Below are 12342 nucleotides of genomic sequence, written 5' to 3'. Positions count from 1 at the left end.
TATTTAAAGCGGAAGAGACTTCTCAAATTCCTGAATGTCGGTCTTGATGTTCAGCAGATAATCAATATCATCGAAGCCGTTCATCATGTTGCTTTTCTTATAGCTGTTGATTTCAAAAGACTCCTTTTCGCCGGTTGCCAGCAGTGTTACAGTCTGTTCGGACAGGTTAACTTCCAGCTCCGTATCCGGGTTGGCGTAGACTTCGGCGAATATCCGTTCCAGGAATGCAGCACTTACTTGTGCTGGTAATACGCCTATATTCAGGCAGTTGCCTCTGAAAATGTCGGCAAAAAAACTGGAGATAACGCAGCGGAATCCATAGTCGTATATGGACCAGGCCGCATGTTCCCTGGACGATCCCGAACCGAAGTTCTTACCACCTACCAATATTTTTCCTTTGTAGGTCGGATCGTTCAGCACAAAGTCGGCCTTCGGCGTATTATCCGATTGGTACCGCCAATCGCGGAAAAGATTATCTCCAAAACCCTTCCGCTCGGTCGCTTTAAGGAAGCGTGCAGGGATGATCTGATCGGTGTCCACGTTCTCAATCGGAAGGGGAACCGCTGTACTTTTTAATATCGTGAAACTATCGTATGCCATTTTTCTTATTGTAAAAGAGTTCTCGGATCGGTTACTTTTCCTGTTACGGCTGCAGCTGCGGCTACCAATGGGCTGGCCAGCAACGTCCGGGCGCCTGGCCCCTGCCTTCCCTCAAAATTCCGGTTAGATGTACTTACGGCATATTTTCCGGCCGGTATCTTATCGTCATTCATTGCCAAGCATGCGGAGCAGCCCGGTTGACGGAGCGTAAAGCCGGCTTCGGTAAGGATATCGAGAATACCTTCCTCCTTGATTTGCTGTTCAACGACATGCGAGCCGGGAACGAGCCATACCGTCACATCGTCCGCTTTGTGTTTTCCCTTAACCAGCGAGGCGAAAGCACGGAAATCTTCGATACGGCCATTGGTGCAACTTCCCAGGAACACGTAGTCGATTTTTTTGCCTACCATCGCCTCTCCTTCGTGGAAGCCCATATAACCCAACGATTTCTCATAGGTGGTTTTTCCTCCTTCCACGGCGTCTGCGTCTGGTATGTCTTTCGTGATGCCGATTCCCATGCCTGGATTGGTACCGTAGGTAATCATCGGTTCAATTTCAGACCCGTCAAATGTAAGTTCTTTATCAAATGTTGCGCCAGCATCGGTCTTGAGGGTTTTCCAGTATGCCATGGCCTTGTCCCAATCTGCACCCTTAGGGCTGTATTCGCGGCCCTGGATGTAGTCAAATGTGGTCTGGTCTGGCGCAATCATGCCGCCACGTGCTCCCATCTCGATGCTTAGGTTACAGACGGTCATCCGGCCCTCCATGCTCATCTGTTCGAATATGGTACCGGCATACTCCACGAAGTAACCTGTGGCTCCGGATGTGGTCAATTTGGAAATAATAAATAATGCCACGTCTTTGGGCAGCACACCCGTTCCCAATTTGCCGTTGATAGTGATGCGCATCTTTTTTGGCTTGGGTTGCATAATGCACTGCGTGGAAAGAACCATTTCTACCTCCGAGGTACCGATACCAAACGCAATGGCACCGAATGCACCGTGCGTTGACGTATGTGAGTCCCCGCATACGATGGTCGTCCCGGGCTGCGTAATGCCATTTTCCGGACCGATCACGTGCACAATCCCGTTTTTATAATGGCCAAGGCCCCAATGCCGGATTCCATATTCAGCGGTATTCTGTTCCAGTGCTCTTAACTGATTAGCAGATAGGGGATCTTCCACCGGTAAATGCTGATTAATGGTCGGCGTGTTATGATCTGCTGTAGCAAATGTGCGCTCTGGATAAAGTACCTTGATATCCCGGCTTTTTAATCCCAGGAATGCCACAGGGCTGGTCACCTCATGGATCAGGTGACGATCAATGAACAATACATCCGGCCCCCCTTCAATCTTACGTACCACGTGTGCATCCCACACTTTGTCAAATAATGTCTTACTCATTTTTATAGTTGTTGTTTATGCTTTTGCTTTTTGCCCTAAATAAACTTATTCAATGCGTCGAGGTAGGCATTTGCAGATGCCCGCACGATATCCGTGCTGAAGCCATAACCCATATAAGATTTGTCTTCGTATATCACGCGCATATCCACCTTACTGACATCGTCGCTGCCTCCGTGGATAGAGTGGATGTTAAACTCCTTTATTTCAATTTGTTTTTCCGTAATCTCTTCGATGGCTTTAATGGTAGCGCTCACGGGGCCATTACCCGTGGCTACAGCCGTGTGTTCCACGCCATTATAGCTGAGTTTAATGGTTGCTTTCGGAGTATCCTGATCACCTGTGGTTACCTGTAAGGCGTTGATGGCAAGTCCATTTTTGAAACTTTCTTCGGTTTTGCGCCCCATGAGCTGCAGCAGGTCGTCGTCTTTGAGTTCCTTTTTTGCATCGGCCAACTCCAGGAAGCGCTGATAAACCTGGTCGAGGTCAATCCGGTCAATGGCATATCCCAGCCGTTCCAGGTGATGTTTCAGTGCGTGTCTGCCGCTTCTGGCGGTCAGTATAATTTCGGACTGGTCGATACCGACGTCCTCGGGGTTCATAATTTCGTAGTTCTCGCGGTGCTTAAGCACACCGTCCTGGTGTATGCCGGAACTGTGTGCAAAGGCATTGCGGCCAACGATTGCTTTGTTGGCCTGTACCGGCATGCGCATCATACGGCTCACCATACCACTGAGCGGATACAGTTGCTTGGTGTTAATGCCGGTATGTAAATCAAGTGTCTGGTGAACCTTCAGCGCCATTACAATCTCTTCGAGTGACGTATTGCCTGCGCGTTCGCCAATGCCGTTAATGGTGCACTCTACCTGCCGTGCGCCATTTTGCAGTCCCGAAAGGCTGTTTGCCGTCGCCAGCCCCAGGTCATTGTGGCAATGCACGGATATAATGGCTTGGTCGATATTCTTGACGTGTTCCTTGAGGTATCTGATCTTGGCACCATATTGTTCGGGGAGGCAGTAGCCATTGGTATCCGGTATGTTTACGACGGTTGCCCCCGCGGCGATAACCGCTTCGATCATGCGAGCAAGATATTCATTGTCGGCACGGCCGGCATCTTCTGCATAAAACTCAATATCCTCAACAAAACCTTTGGCGTATTTAACCGCTTCCACAGCCCGTTCGAGTATGGCCTCGCGGGTGCTGTTGAATTTGTATTTGATATGCATGTCGGAAGACCCAATGCCCGTGTGTATCCGAGGATGCTTGGCGTATTTCAGCGCTTCGACAGCACGATCAATATCGCCCTTGTTTGCGCGCGTAAGCGCGCAGACAGTCGGATTGGTCACCAACTTGGATATTTCAACGACGCTGTTGAAGTCACCGGGACTTGAAATCGGGAATCCAGCCTCAATGACATCAACACCCAAAGTCTCTAGCGCCTCTGCGATGATGAGCTTCTCCGGGGTGGTCAACTGTGAACCGGGCACCTGCTCCCCATCGCGGAGGGTGGTGTCAAAAACGTATATGCGGTTAGGATCGTGCAACATAATAAGCTGTTTTTCTGTTATGCGTTAGGATAGCTTGCTTAATAGGCAAGCTCGTTAATCTCTTCTATTACTCGGACTTCGCCTTTTTCCAGTACTATTTTCTTTTCCAGGCAGCTGGGTAACTGTGTTTCATAATGACCAACGTAGATCAGCGTCTTTCCGAAGCCACACAGTTCATCGACCACCGCATTGAAAAGCGCTGTCTGTGTATGGTCGAGTCCCTGGCAAGGTTCATCCAATATCAGCAACGGCGGGTTTTTAATGATGGTCCGGGCCAGCAATACCAAACGTTGCTTTCCCAATGGCAACGTAGTAATCAGCCGGTTTTTATCTTCAGTGAGCTCAAAGAAATCCAGCAGCTGATCAATTTGCTCTTGCTTTTCATAGCTGACCTGCCTAAACAGGCCGATGCTGTCATAGAAGCCCGAAGCAACAGCCTGCCATACGCGGGCCGTTTTATCAAAATACCAGTGCAGTTCGGGAGAGATGATACCAATACGTTCCTTGATCTCCCAGATACTTTCACCACTACCGCGGCGATGACCGAAAAGCCGGATGTGATTGGCATACGCCTGCGGATGATCGCCCGTGATTAGACTTAATAAGGTTGATTTTCCCGAACCATTGTGGCCCTGGAGCAACCATTTTTCACCTGCACGAACTGTCCAATCGATGCCTTTCAGTACGGTCTTTTCTCCATAACGAACATGGATATTCTCCATCTCGACCATGATATCGGCGGATAATGCCGGTGCCTCGCGGAGGAATGACGGCAGCGCCCTGGGGATACGATTGAAATCTGTTGACAGGGCTTGCACGGAGTCTACCTGCCTGAGCTTGCCCCCTTCAATTTCGGCAAACCGGTTGATGCAACGAGGGAGGCCCGTTTCGTTCGTAACGAGCACAAGGTGTACACCATCTGCGGCAAGCGCATCGAAAAAGCCATTCAGCTTTTGACGTGATGCCTTGTCCAATCCAGTATACGGTTCGTCAACAATTAACAGCTGAGGTTTTAACCACAGTGCTTTAATCAATTGCAATTTTTTGTGTTCGCCGCTGGAGAGTTCAATCAACTGGGTAGCTTTCAGGTCAACGAATCCAAAAAGTTCAAGGTATTGCTCCAGGTCCCCCATGGAGAGGTTCTCGGATTTAGCATAAGCTGCCAGCTCTGCATAAATCGTGAGTGTATCGTTTTTTTGCTGTTTGTTATAACGCTGCTGATAGTAAAAATTACGGTTCCCTTCCAAATTGGTAAATTGATACCAATTGGATACGTAAAGTACGCGGGGAGGCAATAATGACAGGGGGTCGAATTTGATCCGGATAGTACCACTTGTTTCCTCAAGGCCGGCTACCGATTTCGCAAAGACACTCTTCCCTGATCCGCTTTTCCCGCCGATGAGCCAGCATTCGCCAGGGAGGAGCTGCCAGTCCAATTGATCCAATACGACGCCATGTGCATACTGCAGATTTAATTGAGCGATATGGACGACCGGATCAGTCATTATTATACGTTACAAATTTATGCAAAATGGCGTTGATATGCAATGTGTCGCTTTCTATAGGTGTCAATACCCGGACCGGTTTCAGCCACTGCTTTTACCGGTCCGGGATAGGGTTTTTAAGCCGTTTTTATTGCCTTCATAGCGGTCATGGCCCTGCGCAGTACGGCGCCAACTTGTTCAACCGGGTGGGTGCGGATGGCCTCGTTCACAACAATCAGTGCCTGGTTATCAACCGCCAGGTCCTTACCGTCATTGAAATTCCTGCCAATAATATCCGTATCTACCGTTTTCATAAAGTCGGCCAGCAATGGCTTACACGCGTGGTCAAACAGGTAACAGCCATACTCTGCGGTATCAGAAATAACACGGTTCATCTCGAACAGCTTTTTACGCGCGATGGTATTGGCAATCAACGGAGTTTCGTGCAATGATTCATAATAGGCCGATTCCGGTTTGATACCAGCTTCAACCATGGTCTCGAATGCAAGCTCAACACCACTTTTGATGTACGCTACCATAAATATCGCGTGGTCGAAATACTCCTGCTCTCCGATTTTAATGTCGCCGGCAGGCGTTTTTTCAAAGGCTGTTTCGCCGGTAGCCGCGCGCCATTCCAATAGTTTCTTGTCGCCATTTGCCCAGTCTTCCATCATGCCCCGGCTGAATTCACCGCTCATAATGTCATCCTGGTGTTTTTGGAATAGGGGACGCATGATTGTCTTCAGCTCTTCCGAAACCTCGAAAGCTTTTATTTTGGCGATGTTGCTCAACCGGTCCATCATCGCTGTGATACCGCCCTGTTTCAAGGCCTCGGTGATGACCTCAACGCCGTATTGAACCAACTTGGCGGCGTAGCCCGGCTCGATACCCTTTTCGATCATTTTATCAAACGACAGGATTGATCCGGTTTGCAACAGTCCGCATAGGATGGTTTGTTCTCCCATCAGGTCGGACTTAACCTCCGCTACGAATGATGACCGCAGGACGCCCGCTTTATGGCCGCCTGTGCCCACACAGTAGGCTTTTGCTTCAGCAAGGCCTTTGCCCTGGGGGTCATTTTCCGGGTGAACCGCAATCAGTGTCGGTACACCAAACCCGCGCAGGTACTCTGCCCTTACCTCTGAGCCCGGGCATTTTGGGGCGATCATAACCACGGTAAGGTCCTTGCGGATTTCTTTTCCCTCTTCTACGATATTGAACCCGTGCGAATACGAGAGCGTAGCGCCGGCTTTCATCAATGGCATTACTGCGTCGATGACGGACGAGTGCTGCTTGTCTGGAGTAAGGTTACTAACCAGGTCTGCCGTGGGAATCAGTTCCTCGTACGTGCCAACGTTAAAATGGTTATCGGTGGCATTCTTCCAGGAATCACGTTTTTGTTCGATTGCTTCCTTGCGAAGAGCGTAGGAAACATCCAGTCCGCTGTCTCTTAAATTGAGTCCTTGGTTAAGGCCCTGAGCACCGCAGCCCACGATGACGATTTTTTTGCCTTTTAATGCGCTGACACCGTCAGCAAATTCGCTGATGTCCATGAATTCAGCGACGCCTAATTGGTTTAATTGTTCTCTAAGGGGGAGGGTGTTGAAATAATTTGCCATTGTTCTATCTATATTATTGACTTTTTTGTTCGTATACTGCTTTGTTAAGCGCGCGTGCATAACCCAGGTGAAGATTATCGTGGGCAAGTGTCACCGTTAGTACCTGTTCAATTGTATCCATTTCGAGCTTGTACGTGTCGGTGGCATAAGGAGTAATCGTATTGAAAACACCCTTTTGATAGTCCTGTTCAATTTGCAGAATGGACGCTATTGCCTGTGACTTCAGGGCAGTGAGTTCTTCTGCGGTGATCGTGTGAGTCGGTACCGTGCCTTTCGCATAAGCGCCCTCAAACGGAATTTCCCGATCCGGTTGTACGTTGGTCCTGCGATAGCATAACCCTTGGGTGCTGACCACGATGTGGCCGAAATTCCAACCGATATTGTTCCGGAATCCTGCCGGAATCCGATTAATGTCTTCCAGCGTGAGCCCATCCAGCAGTTCGATGAAGGCCTCGCGGGTACGGATAATGTATTTAATGGGGTTAAATTTCATAACAACGTAACCTTACATGGTAAATACTTTATCCTGTTTGTTTAAATACCGGTTTTCCACAACTTCGGCGGCCGGCTCGGATTCCTCAAACTCCTTTAGTTTTTTGTGGAAGCCTTCACTGTCTTTAATGATGGCAATACGGGCACTCCGCACAAATTCGATAAGCTGATACTCGGCTAACGCAGCGGTAAGCGCATCAATTTCCTCCCGGTGCCCGGCGGTTTCAAAGACCGTATAATCGTTCCGTATCACTACGGCACTCGCCCCGTAACGGCGCAGCAGCCGTTCCACCGGTGCCTTTTCGGTAACCACCTCTGTAGGTACCTTGTAAAGGGCCTGTTCCTGCCAGATGATCTCGTCATTGGTGTTGTAATAGGCTTTAAGTACCTCCACCTGTTTTTCGATCTGGCGGCAGAGTTTGCGGACAACATCTTCGGTTTCATGAATGACGATCGTAAACCGATGGATCCCTTCCGCTTCGGAAGGCGACGTATTGAGGCTCTCGATGTTGATTTTCCGCCTCGAAAAAATGATGGCGATCCGGCTAATCATGCCGATGGTATTTTCTGTGTATACCGTAATCGTATATTCCTGTTTTTCCATGATCTCTGGATTTAATTGTCTCGAGCTAGTTGTGCTGTAGCATTTATATGCAATCCTTCTTTATTTCAGCCTGATTTCGGAAACGCTGCTACCTTGGGGTACCATTGGGAATACGTTATTCTCCTTGCCTACCATCACTTCGAGCAGGTATGGCCCGTCGTGTTCGATCATCGTAGTCAGTGCCTGTTCGAGTTCCTCCCGTTCGCGGATGCTGTTCCCCGCGATGCCGTATCCTTTGGCAACGGTTACATAATCGGGACTGGTAATGTTGACAAACGAGTACCGTTTGTCGTGGAAAAGCTGCTGCCATTGGCGTACCATGCCCAGGAATTCGTTGTTCAGGATCAGGATTTTCACCTTGGCGCCAAACTGCATGATGGTGCCCAGTTCCTGGATGGTCATCTGAATACCGCCGTCGCCGATAATGGCCACTACCGTCCGGTCGGGTGTCCCGTACCAGGCGCCGATGGCTGCCGGAAGCCCGAATCCCATGGTTCCCAGGCCACCGGAGGTGACGTTGCTTTTCGACTGATTAAACTTGGCGTAGCGGCAGGCAACCATCTGGTGCTGGCCAACGTCCGTAACAATGACGGCATCGCCGCCAGTCAGCTCGTTAAGTATGCGGATTACCTCACCCATTGTCATAATGGGTGTAGTAGGATTTAATTCCTCCTGGATGACTTCCTTTATCTCTTCACTTTCCAATTTGCGGAAGCGCGATAGCCAGGCATCGTGCGTTTTGGCGTCCACCTGCTCCATCAGCAATGGCAGCGTTTCCTTGCAGTCGCCCCATACCGGTACCGTGGCTTTGACATTCTTATCAATTTCCGCCGGATCGATATCGAGGTGAATGACTTTTGCCTGTTTGGCGTACTTATCCAGCCTGCCGGTAACACGGTCGTCAAAGCGCATCCCAATGGCGATCAGCACGTCACATTCGTTAGTCAGTACGTTTGGCGCATAGTTGCCATGCATGCCCAGCATGCCCACATGCAATGGGTGATGGGTTTCCAGTGCGCTGAGCCCCATTACGGTAGCGGCGGCAGGAATACCCGTTTTTTCAATAAATGCCTTGAATTCTGCCTCTGCCTTGCCCAGGATAATGCCCTGGCCAAACAGGATAAAAGGTTTCTCCGCGGCATTGATCAGCGCTGCTGCCTGTTCGATGTATTCGGAGCGTACAATCGGCTTCGGACGATAACTCCGGATGTGATTGCAGATCTTATATCCCGGATAGTCAAATAGCTGAAGCTGGGCATTTTTGGTGATATCGATCAATACAGGCCCCGGACGCCCGGTGCGCGCAATGTGAAATGCCTTAGCCAGTGCTGTCGGGATCTCACAGGCATCCGTTACCTGGTAATTCCACTTGGTCACCGGTGTCGTAATATTGATCACATCGGTTTCCTGGAAAGCATCGGTACCCAGTAAATGGGCAAACACCTGGCCGGTAATACAGACCACCGGGTTACTGTCAATCATGGCGTCGGCTAACCCGGTAATGAGGTTGGTGGCTCCCGGACCGCTGGTGGCGAAAACCACCCCCACACGGCCCGAAGTCCGGGCGTAACCCTGTGCCGCATGAACCCCGCCCTGTTCGTGGCGTACCAGTATATGCTTCAGCCGGTCGTTGTAGTCATACAGCGCATCGTAGATGGGCATGATTGCACCACCCGGATAACCAAACACGGTATCCACCCCTTCGGCCAATAATGCTTCGAGCACGGCCTGCGAGCCGCTCAGTTGCGTTACTCCGGCGATTGCTTCCTGCTTGCCGTTTGAGGTGTTTTTTGTGATTTCCAGCGTGTTCATGTCATTCGTTCTTTTGGTTCGTAAATTAACATTCATCCGTTACGCAACCGGCTGCCGCATCGGCTACCGTCTTCGCATATTTATAGAGTACTCCCCGCGTTACCTTAAGTGCAGGTTTGGTCCACGCGGCACGACGCTCGGCGATCACCTCGTCCGATACCTGCAGGGTAAGCGTGTTGTTTATGGCATCGATAACAATCGTATCGTCGTCTGCTACCAGGCCAATGAGTCCGCCTTCGTGCGCTTCGGGCGTGATATGGCCCACCACAAAACCATGTGTTCCACCGCTGAACCGGCCATCGGTAATGAGCGCTACACTTTTCCCCAGCCCCGCACCAATAATAGCCGAGGTGGGTTTGAGCATTTCCGGCATGCCCGGCGCACCTTTCGGGCCCTCGTTTTTGATCACGATGACATCGCCGGCCTTCACGCGTCCGGAAGCGAGTCCGGCAATAAGGTCCTTTTCGCCATCGAATACACGGGCAGGTCCCTCGAACCGCTCGCCTTCCTTGCCTGATATTTTGGCTACACTTCCTTTTTCGGCGAGGTTGCCATAGAGGATCTGGAGGTGTCCCGTTGGTTTGATCGGGTTATCCAATTCCCGTACGATCGGCTGATCAAGTTTATTGATCGGTGTTACGTCGGCCAGGTTTTCCGCAAGTGTCTGTCCGGTTACCGTGAGGCAATGGCCGTGCAACAGCCCTTCATTGAGCAGGTATTTCATTACCGCCGGCACTCCTCCGTAATTATGGAGGTCCTGCATGAGGTATTTGCCACTCGGTTTGAAATCGGCCAATACCGGTGTGGTATCACTCATCCGCTGGAAGTCGTCCTGCGTAATTTCAATACCCACACTTTTTCCAATAGCGATGAAGTGCAGTACAGCATTGGTGCTCCCGCCGAGTACAACAATCACACGCAGCGCATTTTCAAATGCTTCGCGGGTCATGATGTCTGTGGGTTTGATGTCCCGTTCAAGCAATATACGGATGTATTTTCCCGCCTCAAGGCACTCTTTTTGTTTGTCTTCGCTTACTGCGGGGTTGGACGATGAATATGGAAGGCTCATGCCCAATGCCTCAATGGCTGCAGCCATCGTGTTCGCAGTGTACATCCCCCCGCAAGCACCTGCACCGGGGCAGCTGTTCTTCACGATGCCGATAAAATCCTCTTCGGAAAGGTTGCCGGCAATTTTTTGCCCCAGTGCTTCAAATGAAGAAACGATGTTGAGGTCCTGTCCCTTATAATGCCCGGGGGCAATCGTTCCGCCGTATACCATAATCGACGGCCGGTTGAGACGACCCATGGCCATAATGGAACCGGGCATATTTTTGTCGCAGCCGGGAATGGCAATAAGCCCGTCGTAATACTGGCCTCCGCAGATGGCCTCAATGCTATCTGCAATAATATCGCGGCTCACCAGGGAATAGCGCATGCCATCGGTGCCGTTGCTCATGCCGTCACTGACGCCGATCGTATTGAACACCAGCCCCACCAGGTCAGCACCCCATACTCCTTTTTTTACCACCTGGGCGAGGTCGTTCAGGTGCATGTTACACGTATTGCCATCGTAACCCATGCTGGCAATGCCCACCTGGGCCTTTTGCATGTCATCATCCGTTAGCCCAATGCCATAAAGCATGGCCTGTGCAGCCGGCTGGGTTTTGTCCTGCGTAAATACTTTGCTGTATTTGTTTAGTTCGTTTGTTTGTGTAGTTGGCATGATTATATGATCACTTCGTAATTTTCCTTTTCAAGCGTAAGATTTTTATACGCCCGCTGTATTGTGGCGCTTAATGTATCGGTCCATTCCGCCGGATACCGGACATCGTCAACGGAAGCAACGCCAGCGATTCCCGTTGCGGTGCCTGTCAGGAATGCCGTATCCGCCTCTCGGAGCTCCGCCGGTGTTATTTTTTTCTCTACAACCTCAATGCCGAATGCGGCTGCAATTTCCAGTACCGTCTGCCGGGTAATGCCCGGAAAAATATGCCCGGTACCCGGCGTGTACAATACGCCGTCTTTTTCTATAAAGAGGTTATTGCTGGATGCCTGTGCCACATACCCCTCGCTATCCAATAAAAGGGCCTCGTCAAATCCCCGTTGGGAAGCCTCGTTGGTCGCCACAATGGACGCTACATATTGGCCGGCTATTTTGGCCGCCGGGGGGAGTGATTGCGGATTCGGCCGTTGATAGGGCGATAATGTGAGCCGGATTAACTCCGTGCCCAAAAACGGCCCCCATTCCCATGCAGATATTGCCAGATGCGCATCTTCGGCAGGCATCAGGTACATGTTATGCCCGGTTACCACCAGTGGGCGGATATAGGCGCTCCGCAGGTTATTCTTCTCCAGCAGGGCATATGTTCGGTCAACCAGCTGGCTGGTATTCCAGGGGAAGCTGATGCCGACCAGTTCACAGGAGCGGCGGAGCCGGTCATAATGCTGTTCGGCCTTGAACAGGCGCGTGCCGTTGTGTGTATTATATGCACGGATACCGTCAAGCGCGGCATACCCATAGTGCAGCGACTGCCCAAACAGGTCGATCGTCGCCTGTTCGGCCTTGACGAACTCACCGTCCAAATAAATCCATGTATCTTTACCAAAATACCTCATGATCCGTTTGTCAAAATCACGGTTTGCTTACTGCTGAAATTACCTAATTAGGTGGTTTGTTTTGCTGTCCAAATCCCTTCCTGTATTCGACTTCATTAAGATATGACGATTAAAGGGAATAGGCAATAGTCAATCGATAAATTTTTAATTCAGAATATTATTTTTTAT

General features: G+C 50.4%; 10 protein-coding genes. All 10 read right to left on the bottom strand.

Translation table 11 applies throughout. The features are described from left to right. Window positions 1–3 precede the first annotated feature (3 nt). The 10 genes from leuD to ilvE all read right to left on the bottom strand — a co-directional run bounded on the left by leuD (window position 4) and on the right by ilvE (window position 12174). Window positions 4–600: a 3-isopropylmalate dehydratase small subunit gene (gene leuD, locus NEV57_RS14405; protein ID WP_257659044.1), complete on the bottom strand. Its 597-nt coding sequence runs from the start codon at window positions 598–600 to the stop codon at window positions 4–6. Between the two features lie 5 nt (window positions 601–605). Continuing rightward, window positions 606–2003, bottom strand: coding sequence for a 3-isopropylmalate dehydratase large subunit (gene leuC / locus NEV57_RS14400; RefSeq protein WP_257659043.1), 1398 nt, complete (start codon window positions 2001–2003; stop codon window positions 606–608). Between the two features lie 35 nt (window positions 2004–2038). Next, window positions 2039–3547 (bottom strand): 2-isopropylmalate synthase, encoded by a 1509-nt coding sequence (locus NEV57_RS14395; RefSeq protein ID WP_257659042.1) that lies wholly within the window; start codon window positions 3545–3547, stop codon window positions 2039–2041. A gap of 38 nt (window positions 3548–3585) precedes the next feature. Further along, on the bottom strand, window positions 3586–5052 hold the full coding sequence (locus NEV57_RS14390; RefSeq protein WP_257659041.1) for an ATP-binding cassette domain-containing protein: 1467 nt from the start codon (window positions 5050–5052) through the stop codon (window positions 3586–3588). Between the two features lie 116 nt (window positions 5053–5168). Then, on the bottom strand, window positions 5169–6650 hold the full coding sequence (ilvC, locus tag NEV57_RS14385) for a ketol-acid reductoisomerase (protein WP_257659040.1): 1482 nt from the start codon (window positions 6648–6650) through the stop codon (window positions 5169–5171). Window positions 6651–6663: 13 nt separating this feature from the next. Beyond that, complete coding sequence (locus NEV57_RS14380; RefSeq protein ID WP_257659039.1) at window positions 6664–7143, bottom strand: DinB family protein; 480 nt, start codon at window positions 7141–7143, stop codon at window positions 6664–6666. 12 nt (window positions 7144–7155) lie between these two features. Continuing rightward, the gene (ilvN, locus tag NEV57_RS14375; protein ID WP_257659038.1) at window positions 7156–7746 is read right to left on the bottom strand and encodes an acetolactate synthase small subunit; all 591 of its coding nucleotides are present in this window, start codon (window positions 7744–7746) and stop codon (window positions 7156–7158) included. Window positions 7747–7806: 60 nt separating this feature from the next. Then, complete coding sequence (gene ilvB, locus NEV57_RS14370; protein ID WP_257659037.1) at window positions 7807–9558, bottom strand: biosynthetic-type acetolactate synthase large subunit; 1752 nt, start codon at window positions 9556–9558, stop codon at window positions 7807–7809. A 25-nt stretch (window positions 9559–9583) separates the two neighbouring features. Further along, a complete protein-coding gene (ilvD, locus tag NEV57_RS14365) occupies window positions 9584–11281 on the bottom strand; it encodes a dihydroxy-acid dehydratase (RefSeq protein ID WP_257659036.1) in 1698 nt (565 codons plus the stop codon). Between the two features lie 2 nt (window positions 11282–11283). Further along, the gene (gene ilvE, locus NEV57_RS14360) at window positions 11284–12174 is read right to left on the bottom strand and encodes a branched-chain-amino-acid transaminase (protein ID WP_257659035.1); all 891 of its coding nucleotides are present in this window, start codon (window positions 12172–12174) and stop codon (window positions 11284–11286) included. Between the last annotated feature and the right edge of the window lie 168 nt (window positions 12175–12342).

The sequence above is a fragment of the Parapedobacter lycopersici genome (assembly GCF_024643285.1).
Classification (GTDB): Bacteria; Bacteroidota; Bacteroidia; order Sphingobacteriales; family Sphingobacteriaceae; genus Parapedobacter; species Parapedobacter lycopersici.
The sequence above is the reverse complement of the archived record's forward strand: the minus strand, read 5'-3'. Positions and strand labels throughout refer to the sequence as shown.

Coding starts and splice junctions, on each gene's coding strand:
- NEV57_RS14380 (WP_257659039.1), bottom strand. CDS start 7,143: ATGAAATTTAACCCCATTAAATACATTATCCGTACCCGCGAGGCCTTC.
- leuD (WP_257659044.1), bottom strand. CDS start 600: ATGGCATACGATAGTTTCACGATATTAAAAAGTACAGCGGTTCCCCTT.
- ilvD (WP_257659036.1), bottom strand. CDS start 11,281: ATGCCAACTACACAAACAAACGAACTAAACAAATACAGCAAAGTATTT.
- ilvE (WP_257659035.1), bottom strand. CDS start 12,174: ATGAGGTATTTTGGTAAAGATACATGGATTTATTTGGACGGTGAGTTC.
- ilvC (WP_257659040.1), bottom strand. CDS start 6,650: ATGGCAAATTATTTCAACACCCTCCCCCTTAGAGAACAATTAAACCAA.
- NEV57_RS14390 (WP_257659041.1), bottom strand. CDS start 5,052: ATGACTGATCCGGTCGTCCATATCGCTCAATTAAATCTGCAGTATGCA.
- NEV57_RS14395 (WP_257659042.1), bottom strand. CDS start 3,547: ATGTTGCACGATCCTAACCGCATATACGTTTTTGACACCACCCTCCGC.
- leuC (WP_257659043.1), bottom strand. CDS start 2,003: ATGAGTAAGACATTATTTGACAAAGTGTGGGATGCACACGTGGTACGT.
- ilvN (WP_257659038.1), bottom strand. CDS start 7,746: ATGGAAAAACAGGAATATACGATTACGGTATACACAGAAAATACCATC.
- ilvB (WP_257659037.1), bottom strand. CDS start 9,558: ATGAACACGCTGGAAATCACAAAAAACACCTCAAACGGCAAGCAGGAA.